The following is a 21,611-nucleotide window of genomic DNA, read 5'->3' as shown; positions in this document are numbered from 1 at the left end:
TGATACACTGAAACAAAGCACATTAGTCGAGGAGTGAGAGCCATGCATACAATCTATTTAGTTGATGATGAAGTGAACTTAAATCGTGTACTCGTGAAATATTTGGAGCAAGAAGGGTGGCAGGTCAAATCGTTTACGTCCGGTGAGGCGGCAGCCTCTGCCATCGTAGAAAAGCCGGATCTATGGATATTAGACATCATGTTGCCGGATATGGATGGTTTTCAATTGATTAAGCGGATCAAGGCACATGATGAGACGACACCTGTCATCTTCATCTCGGCGCGTGATGAGGACATCGATAAGATCATCGGTCTCGAGATGGGATCAGATGATTATATCGCGAAGCCGTTTCTTCCACGAGAACTCGTCATCCGCGTAAAAAAAATATTGGCACGAACGTATGCGACGCCGAAGAGCGGTGTCATCCAGTACGGGGATTATATGATTTATCCAGAGAAACGAATCATCGAGGAGAATGGTAAAGAAATCGATTTGACGTCGAAAGAATATGATTTGTTGATTTTATTCGCAACACAAATAGGGACGCCAATGTCACGCGAGCAGATTCTCGTCAGCGTCTGGGGCGACGATTATTTTGGTTCGGACCGGGTCGTCGATGATCTTGTTCGGCGTGTCCGTAAGAAATTATCAAAACTGGAACTCGAAACGATTTATGGCATCGGCTATCGTCTGGTGTCTGCATGAAAAACCGCAGTCTCGGATTTCAGATTTGGGCGATGTTTCTGCTCGTCATCGTCACACTTTCTGCAGTCATTCTCCTTGTCATCCGTTCATCAATCGGAAATTTCATTGATGAACAGGTCTATTCGACACTTGAAAATAGTGAAGTCTTCTTCTCGAAAGATGCTTCTGTCATTGAGATGTTACAAGATAATCCGATTGAATTCGATCGTCGGAAGCAGGAGTCCCGTTCCGTCAATATTCTGCTCCTCTCAAAAAACGGAAAACTCTACTACGGTGGTGCCCCGCAGCAGTTGATCAATCAGATGTATCGTGATGCGATTGATCAAAAGACCGTTACAGCCAAGTATACGACGCGTCTTGATAAAGAAGACGTCTATTATAGTATTCGTAAAATTGAGGTTAGCGGCGAAACGTACTATCGTGTCTCTTACGTGTGGGATGCTTATCGGCAAGAACTAATTACACAGCTGTTCTCGAAAATTGGATTTGTCGTCATCATCGGTAGTATCTTCACGTTATTCATTGCCTTTTGGTTGGCGCGCCGTCTGACACATCCACTCGTTGAGATCGAGAGAGCGGTCGGGAAAATAGCGGCTCAAAAATGGGATACACCACTTCCGCTCGATCGTGGGGATGAAATCGGACGACTGGCACGATCCGTCGATGCGATGCGAATGGATCTTGAAAAGCAGGATAAGGCACAGAAATCATTGCTTCAAAATATCTCACATGATTTGAAGACGCCGATCATGGTCATTCGAAGTTATGCCCAGTCCATTTCGGATGGCATCTATCCAGATGGTGATTTAACCGGATCCGTATCGGTCATTGATGAGGAAGCGGAGCGATTGGAGAAAAAAGTCGCAGCCCTACTTTACGTCACGAAGCTCGACTATTTCGAGCTCGATCGTTCAACGTGGGATAATGTCGATATTGACCGGATGGTACATCTCCTGAAAAATCGTTTTTCCGGAACGAAGTCACTCGAATGGCATGTTAGTGGAGAAGCGGGAATCGTCCTTGGTGAGGGGGAACAATTACGAGTTGCACTTGAGAATGTCATGGATAATGCGATTCGTTATGCTGAAACACGAATTGACATCCGATTGTCTGGGACGGCGGATCAGGTTCATATCGAAATCGAAAATGATGGACCGCCGCTTGATGACTCTTCGCCGCTGTTTCATCAATTCTCACGCGGTAAGGAAGGAAAGTTTGGGCTTGGTCTCTACATCGTCAAACGGATCGTTGAGCGTCACGATGGTACGGTAGCGATCGAGAATCGTACTGGGGGAAATGGTGAAGGAAAAGTTTGTGTGATTTTTAATTTTCCAAGGCACTTCATCGAACAAATTGAGAATCAAAATGAAAGTAAGACGGAGAAATATTAAAAACGGGATCTTTGGATCTCGTTTTTTTCATTAGGAAATAACCGGATGGGCTAAACAAAGTAACTGATTATTTGATATAACCAATGTAGTCCAGGAAGGGAGCGAAGAATATGTCATACCCAGTTACGGAAGAAACGTTAGCCTTGATCCCGCAATATGGTCAGTACGGAGAACCTCAGACACTCGTCATCAAGGAACATTCTGAAAGTATTTTAGATGGTCATCCGATTAAATTGATTGAAGAATCCTGTTTGTATTTTGGTTCGTCCATGCGTGGAAGGATTGAAGCGGCACGACATATTCTTGGTCCTAATCGAAAGACACCTGTTTTAGTGGATTGGCAGGCACAGACGATTTTCTTTCCGACGACGGCTAAAGAAAAAGCGGAATGCATCTGGATCAACTTCAAGCAGATGAAGACCGTTCAGAAAAAGTCTGGTAAAGTACAGGTGGAATTTCAGACGGGTCAATGCATTGATACGGATGCCTCTGCGTACAGCATTGAGAGACAACGTATCAAAACGTTGGAACTGGCATATGAGATGCAACGCCGTTTCCAGATGCCTGAGTTTAAGAATCGATGAAAAGTGGAAACAGATAACAGGAATCTTACTTATGTAAGGAGAAAGAAATGAGAGAGAGAAATTATAGGGAGGTGAAGCGGTAATGTTTACCGCGACACGATGAATGAATCATATGAATGGTTGAATCGACGAAAATTACAGCCTGGATTTGGTGCGACAGGTGGCAGACGTTTTATCAGTTCCCGTATCGTACGTCCGGAAAATACACCGGGTAAACGAATCAAAGGAATTAAACGCGCACGACAATTAGTCGTCGATGATGCCGGAAATCGCCGTTGGGTCACGAAACGAATCGTCGTGACGGATGCAGCGAAGCATGTCACGATGAACCGACGGACATCTATCGCCTTGAAGGAGACGAATGAGTCGCGCCTTGAGCAAGTTAAACAAAAACTATCATCTAACAAAAAAGTCTTATTACCAATTTTGGCAGCAACAGGAATCGCTGTCGCAGGTGGTGTTCTTGCTTACGTTCTTCGTCGGAAGAAAAAACAATCTGAACAATAAAAAAGAAGCCGTCTCCAGTTGGAGTACGGCTTCTTTTACGCCTTAAAGGAATCGTTTCCGTAAAGAAGTCGAGAGTGCTTTGTCTGCAATTTCTTCTAGCTCCGAAAGATTCGTTGGATCAAAGCTATCGTTGTAGAAACGACCTACGAAGTCGACACGGTCGTAATCGAGTTCCTTGAAAATCAAGTGTTTATGGTCGTCATAAAAAACGACACGATAGTAGTCGGAACCACGTTCAAGTGTGACGAGCCCTTTAATGTGGTCTAACTTTTTTTGTTCTTCGGTTTGCTCTTCCTCGAGCGTGTCATCCTCGTTCGTCGATGCTTCTGCTTGCTCAATCGCATTTTTCACGAGTTCCGGTCGTTGTTCTTGTTCTTCCGTCATGTTTTATCGCCTCCGCTTATTATTTTACATGGAAATGGACAGATGAGAAAGAAAAATCCCTCAGTCCATCTGGTGTGCTTCGCAAACACGCAAGACATTCATTGCGCCAATCCGCAACCGTTCGAGGAGTTGGAGTCGTGCGTCTTCATTCGTGATCGTCTCAAGAGAAGCCACTTCCATCAATTCTAACCAGCGAATCGCATGCTCTTTTTGAATCGGTAACAGCCGATGAATCATCGCTAAACTCGTTGGCGGTTGATCCGGGTCGCGTGGTCCTCCCGTCAATTGAGTCAAGAAGACGAGTTGTGCCTGTTCGACGCGGTGTCGATCATCAGGGAATAACAGACGCAATAAGGAATCATGATAGACTTGATGATAGAACGAGCGAATCAAAGAGGTGAGTGCTTGCTCTCCTCCAAGCATTTCATAAAGCGACAAGGATCATCACCTGCCTTACATTAGGATGTGTTCTGATTATAGCAAATCCACATCGAAAAGACACGCGTTGAAAACAGTACATTTGTTCTTATTTGTGCGATAATAATGATAGTTAAAAACGTAGAGGAGGTTTTCTAGATGAACCATATGCATATTGGTCGTGCCGGTAGTGGAAAAACGACACGATTGATCGAGCGCGTCGTACAAGAACTCGAGCAACGACCACTAGGCGAGAAGATGTATTTCATCGTGCCAGATCAGATGTCATTTGAAATGGAGCGTCGGATTGCGACAGATGAACGGCTTGCGGGACTAGTGCGTCTCGAAGTCATGAGTTTAAAGCGCTTTGCGTTTCATATTTTACGAGATTATGGAAATCAAGCGATTCCATTTCTCGATGAGACAGGAACGCAGTTGTTACTCAGACAAGTCGTTGAAGAATCAGAAGACGAGTTAAAGATTTTTAAGCGTACGAAAAACATGCCAGGATTTTTCCAAGGACTTGATGAACTCATCGCGTCGTTTAAACGCTCGTTGATTGAGCCAGATATGTTGCGTCAAGTGAGTGATCGTTCTCTCGAACGATCACCGAAATTGAACGATCTTGCGTTGATTTATGAGCGCTTTACGGAACGAATCGTCGATAAGGCACTTCATGCAGATGATTATTATACGACGTTACTTGAATTGCTTCCGAAAGCGCGACTGGATCAAGCGACGATCATCGTCGACGGATTTTATGAGTTTTCGCTTCAGGAACAACAAGTACTGCTTGCTTTGATGCAGCGAGTAAATGAGATGCATATCAGTTTTACGATGGATGCAAAGGATCCTTACGCCAAACAAACGTCTTTTGGTGTGTCTCAGCGGTGCTACATGCAGTTGATCGGACAAATGCAAGAGCTTTCGATTCCATACGAAGAAATCTTATACGATCAACCAATCAAGTTTCAATCAGAAGGATTACGACATTTGGAGCAGGCCTTGTTGAAACCAGGATATCCTCCTGTCGATCATGACGTTGACGGCTTTCAGATGACAGCTGCAGTTAACCGTCAAGTTGAAGCAGAATCAGCTGTGCGAAAAGCGATTCAACTCGTTCGACAAAAAGGGTATCGGTTTCATGAGATGGCATTCGTCGTGCGACATCTTGAGCCGTATGCGGATCACTTGGAACGAGCCTTCCACATGTATGATGTTCCATATTTCTTGGATCAACGTGAGTCGATGGTTCATCATCCGCTCGTTGACTTGATTCAATCTGCTTTAGACATCGTAACGTCGGGTTATCGGGAAGAAACTGTCTTTCGTTTACTGAAGACGGAGCTCTTGCCGATTCCGGCAGAAGATGCGCGTCTAGCGCTCGATCGTTTCGAGACGTTCGTGCTCGAACGCGGCATCAAAGGATCGATGTGGCAACAACCATGGCAATTAAAGCGACGCCTAGCAGAGGAAGTTCGTTTAACAGAAGAGGAGCTTGCGCAAGAAGAAGAACTGAACCATTTACGAACATTCGTCGTCGACTTGATTGAACCGTTGCACCGTCGGCTGAAGCAGGCGAAGAGCATGAGCGCGTATACGAAAGGTCTTTATCAATTCCTTGAAGAACAAAAAATTGCAGAACGTTTAATGGAATGGCGTAAGCAGGCACTAGAGCAGGATCAATTACTTGTTGCGCGCGAGCATGATCAAGTGTACGAAGCGATACTTCATCTGTTCGAACAGCTAGAAGCTGCTGCGCCTGACCATACCTTATCAACGGACTTGTTCGTCCAGATGGTCGAGACAGGACTTGAGAGCCTTCGTTTTGCACTTGTTCCGCCATCGCTCGATCAAGTCATCGCGACGGATTATGTCCGTGGACGATTACAACGAGTAAAAGTCGTCTTTTTACTGGGGGCGAATGATGGTCTGATTCCGTTCGTTCAAGATCAATCAAAGTTACTGTCCGAAAATGATCATGACTTTTTACATGAACACGGTATTCCGGTTGGAAAAGCATCTCTTGATGTGTTTGATGATGAGCTGTTTTACCTGTATCAAGGGATGATGGCTCCAAGTGAAGCCTTGTATGTTAGTTACGCACTTGTCGATGAAGAAGGAAAGGCGCTTCAGCCGGCAGCGATCACAAAACAATTAAAACGACAACTGTTGCTCGATCGTCCGATCAAAACACACTTTGCGGAAGCAGGGGAACACGCACCGCAAGAACAACTGGATTTCGTGACGAGTCCAGAGCGTGCGGCAGCAGCGACAGCGATTGAACTCCGGCGTCTTCAACGACGTTATCCGATTCAGCCGATTTGGTTCGAGGTGTACAATACGCTTCTCGAAAACGGACAGGGACGTGAACGGATGGGGTTATTCTCGAGTGCCTTGTTCTATCAAAATCAAGCGGAAGCGTTGCCGGAAGGGTTGGCGCATCGTCTATATGGTGATTCACTGCAAGCGAGCGTTTCGCGTTTTGAGACCTATAACGCCTGCTCGTATAAGCATTTTGCACGGTATGGTCTTCGTTTACGCGAGCGAAAACTGTATAAATTTGAAGCACCGGATATCGGAAATCTGTTCCACGGTGCATTAAATGATCTATCGCTTAGTATTAAAGCTTCTGGACGACACTGGCGCGAGATCGATGGCGAGACGTGCGGCACACTTGCGAAGGAAGCTGTCGAAAAGGTGACACCAGAAATTCAGAATGCAATCTTGATGAGTTCGAGTCGGTTCGGATATATCAAGAAAAAATTGACTGATGTCGTGGAGCAAACAGCTAAAATGCTTGTTGAACAAGCAAAACGAACAGATTTTGAACCCGACTTATTTGAAATCAGTTTTGGAAACGCTACGTTTCCGCCATTACGCTTTACGTTACCAGATGGAACAGAAATTGAATTCACGGGTCGCATCGATCGGATTGATCAGGCGACGATCGGTGATCAGCTATACGTTCGAATCATTGATTACAAATCAAGTGCCCGAGGACTAGATTTTGCGGAAATCTATTATGGGCTTGCGATTCAGATGTTGCTTTATTTGAAGACGGTCGTAGAACAGTCGGAGTTATTGTATCAACAGCAGGCGAAACCAGCTGGTGCGTTGTATTTCCACGTCAAAAATCCGATGTTACGGGGCGATTTATCGGCTGATGAAGAAGAGCGTAATCGACTATTACTCGAGTCTTATCAGATGCAAGGCATCATTCTCGAGAATGATGAGGTACTACGGGCGATGGATCATATTGCGTACGATGAACGAAAAAAATCACCACTCGTCAAAGTGACATTCACGAAAAACGGATTGCATAAGACGCAGACGAAAGGTGTCGTACAGGAGGAAGATTTATCAGCGCTGATGGATCATGCGTGGGAGGCATTAAAAGACAGCAGTCAAGACATCTATGATGGGGATATCGCCATCAATCCATTTGATTATCAGGAACGGACGCCGTGTAGTTTTTGCGAGTATCGCTCAGTCTGTCAATTTGATGAATCGCTTGGGAATCAGTATCGTCCATTAAAACCGATGTCTGAAAAAGAGGTACTGGAACGGTTGAAGGAGGAAGAAGAATGAGCGTGCGTTGGACGGAAGAACAACAACAAGCCATTTCAGCTAGAGGTGGACATATCCTAGTCTCAGCTGCAGCGGGATCAGGGAAGACAGCGGTCCTCGTTGAACGGCTGACGCAACGATTGATTGATCCCGAAGATGAGTTGTCGGCGGATCGGATTCTCGTTGCTACCTTTACAAATGCGGCAGCACGTGAGATGAAGACGCGGGTCATCGAGGTCATGGACCAGCGCATCAAAGAAGCACCGGACGATTTGTATTTGAAAAAACAGCGTCAATTGATGAACCGGGCACAAATTACGACGATTCATTCGTTCTGTTTGTCGATTCTCCGCGAGAATTATTACCGGATTGGTCTGGATCCTGCGTTTCGGATTGCCGATGAATCTGAATTACTGTTATTACAAGACGATGTCTTAGAAGCGGTCTTTGAGTCGTTCTATGCTTCTGAGGATCCGGGATTCTATGATTTGATTGATAGTTATACGTCAGACAGGGACGATCAAGCGATGCTTTCGCTGATTTCGAACCTCTACCGTTTCTCTCGATCCTTACCGGATCCGGAAGCCTTTTATGCACATTTAATCAGTCAGTACGATCAGCCGATTGACCCGGATGATTCTCCGCTCATGCAACGATTGGTCGAACTGGAATGGGAGACGTTATCGAATCTATTGGGACGTTATCGAGAACTTGCTTTTGAATTAGAGCAGTCCGGATACACGGAAATGGGACAGATGATGCGGCAGGATATTACTCCTTTTACCTCACTTGAAACGTCAGGACGCCACTGGTCGATGGTTGCGCTTGCGTTTCAAGCAGTAGAATTTGGTCGCTGGAAGAGTCCACGCGGGGATGAAGGAATTAAACCGTTTCAAGTAGAGCGGACGCGACTCGTAGCGGAGTTCAAGAAAATGAAAGAGCTGTTCGTCCAAAAGACTGGTGTCGATTACTTGGAGGACTTGCGGTCGCAGCTGCGACACGTGGAGACGATCGTGACACTTGTACGTCAATTTGCAAGCGATTATCTTGAAGCGAAACAACAACGTGGTATCGTCGATTTTTCGGACCTTGAACATTTTGCATTAGAAATTTTGACGGACGAAGGACAACCGTCAGACGTGGCAAAACTTCTGAAGGAACGTTTCGTCGAAGTACTCGTCGACGAATATCAAGATACGAACGAGGTTCAGGAACGCATCATTCAATTAGTCTCGAAGACGGATGAGGCGACAGGAAATCTATTCATGGTTGGTGACGTCAAACAATCCATCTATAAATTTCGTCATGCAGAGCCAGGACTGTTCCTTGAGAAATTCAAACGATTCCAACAGACCGATGTCGGTACCCGGATCGATTTAACAAAAAACTTCCGAAGTCGTCTTGAAGTGCTGGATGGAACGAATCAAATCTTCCGCCAAGTGATGGACGAGACGGTCGGGGAGATTGATTACGATGAAGCCGCACACCTTCGACTAGGGAATCTGAGTTATCTCGAATCGGAGCAAGTGGCACCTGAATTACTTTTGATTGATCCGCTAGATAGTGAAAAGGAAGAGGTTGAAGCACGAGCGATTGCAACGCGAATTTTAGAACTCGTCGATTCGAAGCATCCACATTTGATTTACGATGCGAAAGCGAACCGATTCCGAACGTGTGAATACCGCGATATCGTTGTCTTAGCACGGTCGCGTGGTAAGCGTGTCCAAGCGCTTGTCGAAGTGCTCGAACAGTATGAGATTCCGGTCTATGCGGATACGACGGGCGGGTACTTCCAAGCGACGGAAATTCAAATCATGATGGCATTGCTCAAGACGATCGATAATCCACTTCAAGACATTCCATTCGCGAGTTTGTTACGATCGCCGATTTTTGGGGTGGCGGATCGAGATTTAGGACGGATTCGAGCAAAACAAAAAGAAGGAAGCTTTTATGAGGCAGCGCTCGCGATGGCGGCAGAGGAATCAGCACTCGGAATTCGAATGGATGAAATCATCCGTCAGATTCAAGCGTGGCGAACTGAAGCGCGTGGGAGTGCCCTACCAGCCTTCATTCGATCGCTCTTTGATCAGACCGGCTATTTTGAGTACGTCGGCTGTCTCGCCGGAGGAAGAAGTCGTCAAGCCAACTTGAACGCCTTATATGAGCGAGCGAAGCAATATGAGACGTCCGGTTATCGTGGACTATATCGTTTCCTTCGTCTAATCAATCGATTAATTGAACGAGGAGAAGACTTCGCGGAAGCCCGTTCGCTTGGAGAAGACGAGGACGTCGTTCGCATCATGACGATCCACCAATCAAAAGGACTCGAGTTCCCCGTTACGATCGTCAGTCAATTGACGAAGCAATTCAACAAGCAGGATCAAATGCAGGCGATTCAGTTGCATAAGACGTATGGCATTGCCCTAGATGCGATTGATCCGATTCGTCGTTTACGATCTGGGACACTCTTGAAAGAAGTCATTCGCCGGGAAATGGATCGAGAAATGAAAGCAGAAGAGATGCGCGTCTTGTATGTTGCGATGACTCGAGCGAAGGAAAAGCTGATTCTCGTCGGGACAGTCAAGGATTTAGAAGATCAAATGGCGACCTGGCAGATGACGCCACCAGATGAAGTCTTACTACCTGAAAATGATCGACGCCAAGCGAAGAGTTATGCGGAATGGGTCGTTCCGGCAGTCTTACGTAGTAGTTTACTGCGTCCGGATGAGACGGAGTGGTCAATCCGTGTGATGTCATTAGAGGAATTAGCGCCGTATCAAGAAATCTCAACACTCGTGGAGCAACTTGAGCACGTCCAGAAGCTTGAAAAAATCGATGTACCCATTAATTCATCAGTCAAAGAAATTGTCGAAGCGGCATTTTCGTATCAGTATCCGCATCTGCTCGCGACAGAGACAGCAGCAAAACAGACCGTCACGGAACTGAAGCGCGCGGAACAGCTGGAACGTGCAGCATTCGAAACGACATATCGCCAGACGACGTATTACCGAACGCCACAATTCCTCGGACCTGTTTTAAGTGGGGCGGAACGAGGAACGGTCTTACACTTAGCGATGCAATTGTATGAACCGGACGAATTGATGTCGCAACAAATTGATCAGTGGGAAACAACGGAACGCATTACGCCGATTGAAGCGACGACGATGCGGGAAGCAACAGCACAGTTACAAGGATTCCTCGACTCTGAAATTGGACAATTGTTCAGCGAACGATTACGGACGAACCACGTCTATCGGGAGTTGCCGTTCACTTATAAGATCGGGGCATCGCGTTTCCGGAAAGACTGGACGGGCCCAGTGGATGACGCAGTCATGCAAGGAATCGTCGACTGTTTGATTCAGGATGGGGAGTCCTATATCTTGCTCGATTATAAATCGGATCAAATCGTCACGACGGAAGTCGGACAGACACCTGCTGATGTGTTACGAGATCGGTACGCAACTCAGTTGAATCTGTATCAAGAAGCGTTAGAAGCGATTCTTCATATTCAAATTTCACGCAAGGTCATCTATGCGTTTGCTTTAGAAGAAACGATTGATTTAGTTTAATCGGTTCATCTTGCGATTGAGACCTCCCTTGTCCTCCTACTTCTGGTGGAGACAAGGGAGGTTTTAGTATAGGTCGAAAGAGGGATGAGGAATAAAGGGATAAAATCAGCGTATGAAGTGATTTCCGTTTCTTATTGTGAAGGAACTGTGTAAAATAAAGAAGATATGTCACTTTAATGATGGATAATTTTGGGAGGTTTTAATAGATGGCACGTATTTTATTAGCAGAAGACGAAGATGTCTTACGCATGTTGGTACTTGATACACTGGAAGATGAAGGGTATACGATCGATGAAGCGACGGACGGGGACGAAGCGTATCAAAAAATCATGAACGCTGAATACGATCTTGTTCTACTCGATTACATGATGCCTGGAATGACAGGAATCGAAGTCATCGAAAAAGTCAGACAACATCCGGATAAGCAACACTTAAAAATCATGATGTTGACGGCTAAAAGTCAACAATCCGACCGGGAACGCGCGGAAGAAATCGGTGCGAACTATTTCTTCTCAAAACCTTTTAGTCCTCTAGAGTTGATTGATGTAGTAGGAGGAATACTGAGTGATCACAAAGTGGATTAATCGAAAAATCGGACGCCAACTCATGGCTTCCTTTTATGTCGTATTAGCTACATTGATGATTTCATCATTGATCGTCTACAACTACACCGACACGAAACTGCAGGCGACCCGGGCGAAGTTAGAAGACATCCGTGATCGAAGTGCACGGGCAGGTGCCTTATGGGAAGAGTGGCAAGATGTCCAGTTCAACATGCGCGGATATGCCTTGATGGGAAATGCGGATTTATATAATCAGGTCATGGCCCAACAAGATAAGATTGATCAGCAGACAGAATGGTTCGAAAAAAATGCGATCTACGATCAAGGAAAGGCATTCGCCAAGTCCTCGAGAGAATTATATGGTTATTATTTCGATGCCATCTTGCCGCTTGTTCAATCCTATGTCAAAGCGAAAGAATCAGGAGATGTCACGGAGTCTTTCTTAAAAGGAACGACGCTTGCTGAACTACCACTCGGTCAAAAGTTGTTAGCTGAAGGTCAAATCCAGTTAGATAGTCAAGGAAACATCGATGTATTATCAGAGATTAATAAAAGTGAATTAGCACTCGGTGGCTATCGTGAATTTTTGGAAGATTGGGCACAACGGACAAGTGATCAATTAGAACGGGAAATCCGAACGACACAACTGATTTGGTTAGCGAATATCGTCGTCTTGATTGCCGTCTTGATCTTCTTCATCTACCCCTTCATCCGCCGGATCACGATAGAATTATTGTCTCTCGTCAAAAACAGTCAACGGCTTGCGAATGGTGAGGATGTCTCGAGCGTCAAAGTACCAAATCGTAAAGATGAAATTGGTATTCTGGCGTTATCATTCAACCAGATGGCGAGTTCGATTTCTGAAAACAAACAGCACCTATTAGCAAAAAATGAAGAGTTGCAGGCGCAGCAGGAAGAACTGCAAGCTCAGCAAGAAGAATTGCAAGCACAACAGCAAGAGCTTGAAGAAGCATTAGAGCTGACGATGCGAAATGAACAGCATCTCCAGTACCGGAATGATTTAACCGAGACACTTGCGGCACGTGAGTCATTGACCGCTTATCCCGAAATCATCGAGAAGCTCGTCACGATCACGGATTCGGAGATCGGTGCATTGGTGTTCGTGGATGAGGAAGATAGTTATTCTGTCGTCACTTACGGGATGACGGATGAACTGGCAGAACAGTTGCTTCAAAATGATGCGTCACTGTTGAAACGAGCAGAATCGCTGAAGACCCCAGTTCATTCTTCTAAACAAGTCGCGAGCAATCATCCATTACCGTATCCGTACTATATGTATGAAACGGCTGTGCCGATTCTCGATCCAACGGCAGATGATATCATCGCGTATATTTACCTTGTCCGTTACCGTGATCAGTTCACGAATGAACAGATGCGAGACGTCATGTCCTTCTCTCGTCAACTGTCACTATCGCTCTTGCGAATGCGTCTATTTGACGAGATGACGAAAGAAAAAGCGAAGACGGAGCGAATTCTCGATTCGATTCGAGAGGCTGTCATCTATCTTGAGCCAGGGAAAGAAGAGGTCTTCGTCAATCGACCGCTATACGATCTATTCCCAGAATTGCAATATGGTGTCCAGGCAGAACAAGAAACACTTCAAACATGTTTAGAAGTCATTCAATCCGTAGTCGATGAACCGGAAACCTTCAGTCGATATGTTGATTCAGTTCTTCGTGGAGAATTACCGACGGATAGTCTACAGTTCTCGATTCGAAACGAAACAGTATTCATTCAATTTTACGTCGAGGTGATTCAGATCCATCAGGTGCATAAAGGAACGATGCTCGTCATGCGAGATGTGACGAAAGAAACCGAGATGGATCGTTTGAAATCAGAACTCGTTTCGACTGTATCTCATGAACTTCGAACACCACTCTCTTCGATTTATGGTTTTACAGAGCTCATGCTCAACCGAGATATTGAAGAATCACGCCAAGATCGATATTTACGGACAATTCATTCCGAAACGGAACGTCTTGCGAATCTCGTTAACGACTTTTTAGACGTCCAGCGCATGGAGTCAGGTACACAATCGTACAAAAAGACATCCGTGAACATTCATGTGATTGCTGAAGAAACGACACAATTTTATGCGGCTTCGACACAAGCTCATCGGATTACGTTCCGTCACGAGGGAAATCAGTTGCCTGTCATTGAAGCAGATGAAGAAAAAATCAGACAATTGCTCAATAATTTATTGAATAATGCGGTGAAATACTCGCCATCTGGTGGTGCGATTGATGTCGTACTTACGACATCACTTGATCAAGTCATTCTTCAAGTTCGGGATGAGGGGATTGGGATTCCAGAACAATCGCTTAGTCGCCTGTTCGAAAAGTTCTACCGAGTCGACAACTCGGATAGTCGAAAAATTGGTGGTACGGGTCTAGGTCTAGCCATTTGTAAGGAAATCGTCACCGGTCATGGGGGAGAAATTCATGTCGAGTCAGTCGTACGGGAAGGGAGTCTTTTCACTGTCAAATTCCCACTCGTTCAGTCTACACATGTGACAATCTCCTGAAAAAACCATATAGCAACAAAATAACACTAGGTGTTCTTACGGAAATCAGATACGATGAAATAGGAAAAGAAAGGAGGAAATGAAATGCCAATCACAGCATTCGTTCACACACACGTCTTACTTTGGGTACTTTTATTGGTTACGTTCTTCGTTGCGTTTTCGATGTACAAGAACAATAAGAAAGCCGCAAAAGGCATTCATATGGCGTTCCGTCTTCTGCTTTTATTGACGTTCGCGACAGGTCTTTACCTGTACATTAAAATCATGGGGATGTCTGAAAATCCAGACCCACTCTATCATGCGAAGATCACAGCAGGTCTTTTGACGCTCATCTTTGGAGAATTGACACTCGTTCGTGTCAAAAAAGGAAAAGCCTATTCCGGTTTCGTCATCGGGTTCATCGTGCTTGTCCTTGTGACAGTATTCCTTGGTTATTCGCTTCCATACGGTATGAAGTTCTTCTAAGTTCATACGAAATCAAAGAGTCCTTTTCGACCTTACAGGTTGAAAGGACTCTTTTTGTCGTGTCCACTAGTAATTTTTGTTTACAAGTGGTTGTTATTTGGGAAAAGGGATGTATTACACAGTAGAGAGGGGAACGCTTGTGGCACAGTTGAAGGAATGGACGAAGGTCTTCCGGGCACGGAAATGGATGAAACGCGCAGAACCGGTGTTACCACTCTGGCATGGATACATCGGTTATAAATATGGTTTATTCGATGCTCTTCAATCGGGAGCGACTCAGGCGGAAGCGCAACTACGGATGCAACGTCCGCTGACACAGGAAGCGTTATCCCGCTGGTTCGAAGTCGGCGTCGCTGTTGGTCATTTAAAGAAAAAAGATTTACGTTATACGGCGACACGCCATGTATTGCCGGAACTTTCTCAATCAGACGATCGCAGTATCGGTTTCATGTTGTCTGAGATGATGGAGTTACATTTACCTGCCTTGTTCTCTTATCCACAATTTTTGGAAGAGGGACAACAGAAAGTCTTTAACGGGGAAGAACATGGCGACATCGTTGCTGAAACGTCAGCGCTTGTCGAAACCGTCGCATTTCCAGCCGTACGTCATATCATTCGGAGTCGTAATCTGACCTCACTACTTGATATTGGTTGTGCTTATGGTGGATATCTCCGTAAAATTCACGAGGCATTGCCAGACTTACGACTCGCCGGAATTGATATTGAAGAATCTGTCATTGCAGAAGCAAAACGACGGGATACAAGCGGTGAGATTGACTTCGTCGTCGGAGATATTAAGACTTTCGACGTTAAAGAGACCTACGATGGTGTCATGATGAATAATATTTTGTATTACTTCCCACAACCGGAACGTCTTGCTCTTCTCGAGGGAGTCCGTCGTTTCGTTAAAGATGATGGGACAGTCATTCTCGTCACACCATTACGTGATAGTTCACATGGTGCGCCGTTCTCAGCAGCATTCAATGCCTTCATGACGTTGCATGAGAATCTGTATCCATTGCCAAGCAAGGAAGAATTAAAAGAGGATCTATCAAAAGCTGGGTTTGGAAATATTTCGATCGCACCATTCTTAAAAGAAGGTGCCTGGTATATCGTCACTGCAAACGCCACTTCCTAAGCGAAGTCTGGCGTTTTTACAGTTGGAAGACAGTTCAAATTTGTCGCATTTACTATGTGCTTAGTATAATAGTTGAAACGATGAGAGATAAAAAGGAGAGATTTGGGTGAAGCGACGCGTAGCCGTGATAGGAGCAGGACCTGGGGGACTTGCATGTGCCTTGTTATTAGCAGGAAAAGGAGTAGACGTCACCGTTTACGAAAAACAAACGCAAGTCGGTGGACGAACTTCTGCCGTCAAGCTAGGTGACTATACGTTCGATCGAGGACCAACATTCCTTAATATGCCGCATATTTTAGAAAACGTTTTTCAAGAAGCCGGTTTACGATTAGAAGATTATTTAGATTTAAAGGCACTTGATCCGATGTATACGCTCTACTTTAAAGGCGGAACAGAACAGTTTACGATGACGACGGATCGGGACCGGATGAAAGAGGCAATCGAGCGACAATTTCCTGGAAACGGAGAAGGGTATGATCGATTCATGGCAGAGCAAGCACTTAAGCTTGGAAAACTCATGCCAATCTTACAGACGCGTCACGATCGGCTGACGGATTACTTATCACCGCGTGTCTTAACAGCACTTCCACGCCTATCGCTCGGACGATCGCTTTATGATGTCTTATCCGATTACTTCACGAGCGAAGAATTGAAGTATTCTTTTACATTCCAAGCGAAATACTTAGGCATGTCAGCTTGGGAATGTCCGGGTGGTTTTTCGATCTTGTCTTACATGGAACATGCTTACGGTGTCCACCATCCGATTGGCGGGATGCATCAAATACCGCTTGCAATGCAACGTGCGATCGAGGAGCTAGGCGGAACCGTACAGTTAGGTGTGGGCGTCAAACAATTGATTTTAAACGGAAAAGCTGTAGAAGGAGTCATCCTCGAGTCAGGTCAACATGAGTTATTCGATGAAGTCATCATCGGTGCCGATTTCGCACATGCGATGAATCATCTGGTGCCGGAAGGGGTTTTGAAAAAATGGTCCCGACCAAAAATTGACCGTAAAAAATTCTCGTGTTCGACGTTCATGTTATACCTTGGTGTCAATCGGACGTTCGATGCACCACACCATACGATCTACTTCGCAGAGGACTATGAGAAAAATGTTCGCGAGATGACGCAGACTTTAGAATTATCGGATGACTTTTCATTCTATGTCCAAAATCCATCTGTCCTTGATCCGACACTAGCACCTGAAGGCAAGTCTGCTATGTATGTCCTAGTGCCAGTGCCGAACAATTACTCGGAACTGGATTGGTCGATCGAAGGACCGAAACTACGTCGTCGTGTTCTGGACGCTCTTGAAACGCGTTCACCGTATCAAGGGATTGAAGCGGCAATCGAAGTCGAAGAGATGTTCACGCCAGACGACTGGGAAGCGATGGGGATTCATCAAGGCGCGACGTTCAATCTTGGTCATCAGTTGACACAGATGATGTATTTCCGACCGCATAATCAATTTGAAGAGCTTGATCACCTGTATCTCGTCGGAGGTGGCACACATCCGGGTAGCGGATTACCAACGATTTTCGAATCCGCGCGTATCACGGCAGAACTCGTGCTCAAAAAAGAAGGGGTGCGGACATGAAGATAGGATTCGTAGGAGCCGGTGTCGGTACACTGCATGCAGCGCTTTTGCTGACAGCAAGACATCCCGGAGTCGAGATTACGATTTTTGAAAAAGAAGCGCATGTTGGAGGTCGATTACGATCCGTCGATTTTGAATCGGGTGGCCGCATCGATGAAGGTCCGACGATTGTCTTGATGCCAGGCAAGTTAAAAGAGCAGTTGGCAGAAGCCAGAGTGACGGGAGTAGAACTTGAACGTGTCGATCCATTGTATGACCTTCACTTCGACGATGGTACGGTCGTCACGAAAGTAGCAGATGTCGTGGATCAAGCGATTGCGATCGAACGTCAATTCGGTGAAGGTCGTGGATTTTATGAATTCATGCATCAAAAAGAAAAGGATTATGAGACGAGTGTATCGAAATTTTTAGAACGTGGTTATCGTCGGAAGACGGAGTTGTTGCACCCAGACATGATGCGTCCATTATTACAGATGCACGCTCTAGAGACTGCACACGACCATTTGAAAAGATACTTCAAGAGTAAATATTTGCGCATGGCGTACAGTTTCCCAACATTTTATATCGGCGGAAACCCTTATACGACACCATCGATTTACGGTTTGATTCCATACCGGGAACAAGCAGAAGGTGTCTGGTATGTAAAAGGTGGCTATTTCTCGCTTGCTGAACGCATGTACGACACATTAGTCGAACGTGGTGTCCGATTCGTCTTCGAGGCACCCGTTGAACGAATCATCATCGACCAAGGACAGGCGAAGGAAATCGTCTTACAAGATGGCACACAGGAAGCATTCGATCAAATCGTACTAAATGGAGAGTTTCCATTGATGGAACGTCTTGTAGAAGGTAAACGACCTAAGACCTATACGCCTTCAGGCGGTACGCTATTGCTGTATTTCAAGATGAAAGGGAAAGTCGATTTACCGGTGCATCGTTTTTTGATGCCAAATGACTTGGAACCGCTCATGACGAATATCTTTAAAAAAGGACGATTACCCGAACATCCGGCAGTCTATCTGTTCCATCCAAGTCGTATTGATCGTAGTTTGACAGGAACAGATGATAGTGTCGTCTACTCATTGATTCCTTCTCCGCGTGGTTATGGTGTAGAAGATTATGAAGATGTAGACTTCATTGAGACTGTACTTGAAAAAATCGAGCATCATCATCCGGGATTCCGGGAAAAGATACAAGAAATGAAGATTCGTACACCGAATGATGCACAGGCATTTGGATTGTATCAGGGAGGTAGTTTTGGGATCGCGCCGACGATTCGCCAATCGGCTGCCTTAAAGACACAGGCAAAACCGTATCCGGATATTGATCGATTATATGCCGTCGGTGCATCGGTGCATCCGTGTGGAGGAGTACCAGTCGTCATGATGGGCGCAACGATACTCGTAAACCGAATGGAACAAGAGATGGGGTGGAAACATGAATTCAGTGACGATCCAGAACGCGTATATCAAATGTGAGGAAGTCATTCAGTCCGGATCTAAGACGTTCTATAAAGCCTTTTCACTCTTACCAAAAGAAGATCGACAAGCTGTTTATGCCATCTATACATTTTGCCGATTCCTCGACGATACCGTCGATGAGTCGGATACACCAAAAGAGAGCTTACTGGCTTTCTTAAGTGAATTCAAACGATTCCGCAATGGCGAAGTACTAGATAAACCTTTATGGATTGCGTTGGCAGACGTATTTGAACGTTACGAAATGGATGAGACACCATTTCTTGAACTCGCGGAAGGGATGCGTTGGGATATCGAGAAAAATCGTTATCAGACGCTTGAGGAGACGGAGCAGTACAGCTATTACGTAGCAAGTACGGTTGGTTTGATGCTGTTGCCCATCCTTGCCCCGCAACAACCAGATCTCCGTAAGTCCGCTATCGATCTTGGAATTGCGATGCAGCTGACGAACATTTTACGCGATGTTGGTGAAGACGCAAAACGTGGTCGCATCTACTTGCCCCATTCATGGATGGAGACATACGGTGTCACACCGGAATCGTTACTCGCTGGTCATCCTTCAGGAGATTTCATCGGTCTCTGGGAAGAAGTAGCACTTCGAGCAGAGCATCTGTATGACGCGGCGATTCCATCGTTTGAACGGTATCCACGAGAGAGTCGGCGTGCTCTGAAGGCTGCTGCTTTCCTATACCGCGGTATTCTTGATGCAGCGCGGGATAATCACTATGACGTCTTTACCAAACGGGCGTATGTCAGCCGTTGGCAAAAAATGAAGTTACTTGCAACGATTTAATACATGACCATAGAAAAAAGACCTTGGCGGGGACCAAGGTCTTTTTTCTATGGTCTGAGACCGGGGAGTCTCAGATTACTTCTACACCAGAGCGAACATCTGGACTACGAGATAGGTCTGTTTCGACCACGGGGATGGTCTTTTCTTTATCGAGCTACCTGTGGACCAAACGGATGAGACGATCTAAGGGGGAACGTCGTAAGTCATGCGAATGGACACACAATGAGTCACGTGATGAAATGGGTGGGTCCCATTTGATTTCGCTGGTTAGAAAAAGTAAGTTCTTCAACGCTCTTGACTCGGGGAAGTCACCTTGCGCTTGATTGAGGATGTGGGGTCAATCACTACCTCTTGAACTCGAAGTAATCGTATCAAATCTTAGTTGTCCGTACAAGTGATTGATATGCAATTCACATAACGTTCACAGGGTAGCGGCGACAGCGGAGACAATTCGTTCACTTGCTAGTTTTCCTGAAAGCGTCACCATTGGACTACCACCACCAGGATGCGTTGATCCACCGGCAAAAAACAAATTGTGAACATTCTTTGAACGGTTGCTCGGACGGAGGAAAGACGACCGGATGCCATTGGATGACAAGCCATATAATGAGCCGTGATAAGCAAAGAAGGTTTGTTCGATATCCTGTGGTGTGACTCGTTGTTCGAAGACGACATCAGATGAAATATCAATTCCAAAAGACTGCAATCGCTGATTGATCAGTTGATCATACGTATCAAAATCAATCGCATGTCCAGTATCCGTTGCAGGTGCATTGACGAGCACGAATAAGTTGTCACCCGCTTGTCCCATTTCTGGTGCTGTGACGGAAGAATTCGAGATATAGATCGTCGGCTCCTCAGCGTAACGTTTTTCATCAAAGAGTGCCTTGAACTCAGCTTCATAATCCGAAGAGAAGAAGACGTTATGATGAGCCAGCCCTTCGATCCGACGTGAGAGACCGATGCATCGGACGTAGGCAGAAATCGATGGTTCGACCTGAGCAGGTGTTGGGTTTTTAAAATCAGGTCGTGCCGTTTCTGAGATCAGGCGTGGATATTGTGTCAACAAATCACCGTTCATGACGACGAAGTCAACCGGTAGATATTCCAAGTGATTCAATTCAATTTCCGTTGCTTGTCCATCGACGACTTCGATCTGTGTCACTTCATCGCCAAGACGGAAGACGACACCGAGTTCTTTTGCACGTCGGGCGAATCCTTCTGCGATCGCTGTATTGCCGCCATTTGTGAAGTAGACACCGTCATTTAGTTCTAAATGAGCGATTAGACTAAAGGTGGCGGGGGTTTGATACGGACTACTTCCGATATACGTCGCATAACGATCGAGCGCCTGAATCAACCCTTTATCCTTAAAGTAGTGCTTATGCAACCCATGAAGATTTTGAAAGGGATGCACTTTCAACATGTCTCGCCAGAGGGAGGGGCGGATGAAGGAATCAATGTTCGTAAAGAATTGTTGTTTTGCGATCGTATGCAACTTTGCCACTTCTTCTTGGTAACCTGTAATATCATTCTTCGCCAACTGACCGTTCGTGAAACGATCTACTTCTGTCCGCATCGCTTCACGTCCAGACGAAAATGTTAATGTTCTTCCGTCGGAAAAATGATTGACCGTATGACGCTCAAGTTTCGTGAATGTAAAGTACTCATCGGGATCCGCACCGGATTCAAGAATGACAGACTGAAAAACTTCCGGCATAGTGATCGTGTTCGGACCAAAATCGAAGCGATGTCCTTCTGTGACGATCGGCATCATTTTACCACCGATATGTGTATTGCGCTCGATGACCGTGACACGAAATCCTTTTGCTGCTAATGAGATAGCAGCACTTAGTCCACCAAGACCGGCTCCGATGACAGCTATATGTTTCATGATACTGATTC

Annotated in this window: 16 protein-coding genes; 13 read left to right on the top strand and 3 right to left on the bottom strand. The window is 45.6% G+C overall.

All coding sequences use genetic code 11. The features are described 5' to 3' along the window. The first annotated feature begins 42 nt into the window (after positions 1 to 42). From ACHWTJ_RS12725 to ACHWTJ_RS12710, 4 genes are all read left to right on the top strand, one after another. Positions 43 to 705 carry a response regulator transcription factor gene (locus ACHWTJ_RS12725; RefSeq protein WP_294743196.1) on the top strand — a complete coding sequence of 221 codons (663 nt, stop codon included), beginning with the start codon at positions 43 to 45 and terminating at the stop codon, positions 703 to 705. Further along, on the top strand, positions 702 to 2,096 hold the full coding sequence (locus tag ACHWTJ_RS12720; RefSeq protein ID WP_294743192.1) for a HAMP domain-containing sensor histidine kinase: 1,395 nt from the start codon (positions 702 to 704) through the stop codon (positions 2,094 to 2,096). The genes ACHWTJ_RS12725 and ACHWTJ_RS12720 overlap by 4 nt, the downstream gene beginning before the upstream one ends. Positions 2,097 to 2,206: 110 nt before the next feature. Beyond that, positions 2,207 to 2,680 carry a competence protein ComK gene (locus ACHWTJ_RS12715; RefSeq protein ID WP_294747774.1) on the top strand — a complete coding sequence of 158 codons (474 nt, stop codon included), beginning with the start codon at positions 2,207 to 2,209 and terminating at the stop codon, positions 2,678 to 2,680. Positions 2,681 to 2,779: 99 nt separating this feature from the next. Further along, on the top strand, positions 2,780 to 3,187 hold the full coding sequence (locus ACHWTJ_RS12710) for a hypothetical protein (protein WP_294743186.1): 408 nt from the start codon (positions 2,780 to 2,782) through the stop codon (positions 3,185 to 3,187). A 42-nt stretch (positions 3,188 to 3,229) separates the two neighbouring features. Here the strand turns inward: ACHWTJ_RS12710 and ACHWTJ_RS12705 are convergent, their stop codons facing one another. Next, positions 3,230 to 3,571, bottom strand: a complete 342-nt coding sequence (locus tag ACHWTJ_RS12705) for a hypothetical protein (RefSeq protein ID WP_294743183.1) — start codon at positions 3,569 to 3,571, stop codon at positions 3,230 to 3,232. A gap of 60 nt (positions 3,572 to 3,631) precedes the next feature. Continuing rightward, the gene (locus tag ACHWTJ_RS12700) at positions 3,632 to 4,009 is read right to left on the bottom strand and encodes a truncated hemoglobin (protein ID WP_394679800.1); all 378 of its coding nucleotides are present in this window, start codon (positions 4,007 to 4,009) and stop codon (positions 3,632 to 3,634) included. Positions 4,010 to 4,147: 138 nt separating this feature from the next. On the opposite strand from ACHWTJ_RS12700, the gene addB reads away from it, so the two are divergent. The 9 genes from addB to ACHWTJ_RS12655 all read left to right on the top strand — a co-directional run bounded on the left by addB (position 4,148) and on the right by ACHWTJ_RS12655 (position 19,706). Further along, positions 4,148 to 7,579: a helicase-exonuclease AddAB subunit AddB gene (gene addB, locus ACHWTJ_RS12695; protein ID WP_394679799.1), complete on the top strand. Its 3,432-nt coding sequence runs from the start codon at positions 4,148 to 4,150 to the stop codon at positions 7,577 to 7,579. Next, entirely contained in the window at positions 7,576 to 11,127 is a 3,552-nt protein-coding gene (gene addA, locus ACHWTJ_RS12690) for a helicase-exonuclease AddAB subunit AddA (RefSeq protein ID WP_394679798.1), read from the top strand. Before addB ends, addA begins: the two co-directional genes overlap by 4 nt. A 206-nt stretch (positions 11,128 to 11,333) precedes the next feature. Next, positions 11,334 to 11,711, top strand: a complete 378-nt coding sequence (locus ACHWTJ_RS12685) for a response regulator (protein ID WP_294743170.1) — start codon at positions 11,334 to 11,336, stop codon at positions 11,709 to 11,711. Continuing rightward, positions 11,692 to 14,235 carry an ATP-binding protein gene (locus ACHWTJ_RS12680; protein WP_394679797.1) on the top strand — a complete coding sequence of 848 codons (2,544 nt, stop codon included), beginning with the start codon at positions 11,692 to 11,694 and terminating at the stop codon, positions 14,233 to 14,235. Before ACHWTJ_RS12685 ends, ACHWTJ_RS12680 begins: the two co-directional genes overlap by 20 nt. Positions 14,236 to 14,319: 84 nt before the next feature. Further along, positions 14,320 to 14,700: a DUF1516 family protein gene (locus ACHWTJ_RS12675; RefSeq protein WP_035409357.1), complete on the top strand. Its 381-nt coding sequence runs from the start codon at positions 14,320 to 14,322 to the stop codon at positions 14,698 to 14,700. A 139-nt stretch (positions 14,701 to 14,839) separates the two neighbouring features. Further along, complete coding sequence (locus ACHWTJ_RS12670) at positions 14,840 to 15,838, top strand: trans-aconitate 2-methyltransferase (RefSeq protein WP_294743164.1); 999 nt, start codon at positions 14,840 to 14,842, stop codon at positions 15,836 to 15,838. Between the two features lie 106 nt (positions 15,839 to 15,944). Further along, the gene (locus ACHWTJ_RS12665; RefSeq protein WP_294743162.1) at positions 15,945 to 17,435 is read left to right on the top strand and encodes an NAD(P)/FAD-dependent oxidoreductase; all 1,491 of its coding nucleotides are present in this window, start codon (positions 15,945 to 15,947) and stop codon (positions 17,433 to 17,435) included. Further along, positions 17,432 to 18,913: an NAD(P)/FAD-dependent oxidoreductase gene (locus ACHWTJ_RS12660; protein WP_294743160.1), complete on the top strand. Its 1,482-nt coding sequence runs from the start codon at positions 17,432 to 17,434 to the stop codon at positions 18,911 to 18,913. Before ACHWTJ_RS12665 ends, ACHWTJ_RS12660 begins: the two co-directional genes overlap by 4 nt. Continuing rightward, positions 18,873 to 19,706: a phytoene/squalene synthase family protein gene (locus ACHWTJ_RS12655; protein WP_294743157.1), complete on the top strand. Its 834-nt coding sequence runs from the start codon at positions 18,873 to 18,875 to the stop codon at positions 19,704 to 19,706. The genes ACHWTJ_RS12660 and ACHWTJ_RS12655 overlap by 41 nt, the downstream gene beginning before the upstream one ends. 421 nt (positions 19,707 to 20,127) lie before the next feature. Here ACHWTJ_RS12655 and ACHWTJ_RS12650 read toward each other — a convergent pair whose 3' ends face one another. Beyond that, positions 20,128 to 21,600 carry an NAD(P)/FAD-dependent oxidoreductase gene (locus ACHWTJ_RS12650; RefSeq protein WP_058265051.1) on the bottom strand — a complete coding sequence of 491 codons (1,473 nt, stop codon included), beginning with the start codon at positions 21,598 to 21,600 and terminating at the stop codon, positions 20,128 to 20,130. Positions 21,601 to 21,611: the final 11 nt, after the last annotated feature.

This window comes from uncultured Exiguobacterium sp. (genome assembly GCF_964277885.1).
GTDB lineage: Bacteria > Bacillota > Bacilli > Exiguobacteriales > Exiguobacteriaceae > Exiguobacterium_A.
This window is presented reverse-complemented; position numbering and strand designations above follow the sequence as displayed.

What these genes read in the sequence shown, in the direction of transcription:
- ACHWTJ_RS12725 (WP_294743196.1), top strand. Translation starts at nt 43, where the DNA reads ATGCATACAATCTATTTAGTTGATGATGAAGTGAACTTAAATCGTGTA.
- ACHWTJ_RS12720 (WP_294743192.1), top strand. Translation starts at nt 702, where the DNA reads ATGAAAAACCGCAGTCTCGGATTTCAGATTTGGGCGATGTTTCTGCTC.
- ACHWTJ_RS12715 (WP_294747774.1), top strand. Translation starts at nt 2,207, where the DNA reads ATGTCATACCCAGTTACGGAAGAAACGTTAGCCTTGATCCCGCAATAT.
- ACHWTJ_RS12710 (WP_294743186.1), top strand. Translation starts at nt 2,780, where the DNA reads ATGAATGAATCATATGAATGGTTGAATCGACGAAAATTACAGCCTGGA.
- ACHWTJ_RS12705 (WP_294743183.1), bottom strand. Translation starts at nt 3,571, where the DNA reads ATGACGGAAGAACAAGAACAACGACCGGAACTCGTGAAAAATGCGATT.
- addB (WP_394679799.1), top strand. Translation starts at nt 4,148, where the DNA reads ATGAACCATATGCATATTGGTCGTGCCGGTAGTGGAAAAACGACACGA.
- addA (WP_394679798.1), top strand. Translation starts at nt 7,576, where the DNA reads ATGAGCGTGCGTTGGACGGAAGAACAACAACAAGCCATTTCAGCTAGA.
- ACHWTJ_RS12685 (WP_294743170.1), top strand. Translation starts at nt 11,334, where the DNA reads ATGGCACGTATTTTATTAGCAGAAGACGAAGATGTCTTACGCATGTTG.
- ACHWTJ_RS12675 (WP_035409357.1), top strand. Translation starts at nt 14,320, where the DNA reads ATGCCAATCACAGCATTCGTTCACACACACGTCTTACTTTGGGTACTT.
- ACHWTJ_RS12660 (WP_294743160.1), top strand. Translation starts at nt 17,432, where the DNA reads ATGAAGATAGGATTCGTAGGAGCCGGTGTCGGTACACTGCATGCAGCG.
- ACHWTJ_RS12655 (WP_294743157.1), top strand. Translation starts at nt 18,873, where the DNA reads ATGAATTCAGTGACGATCCAGAACGCGTATATCAAATGTGAGGAAGTC.
- ACHWTJ_RS12650 (WP_058265051.1), bottom strand. Translation starts at nt 21,600, where the DNA reads ATGAAACATATAGCTGTCATCGGAGCCGGTCTTGGTGGACTAAGTGCT.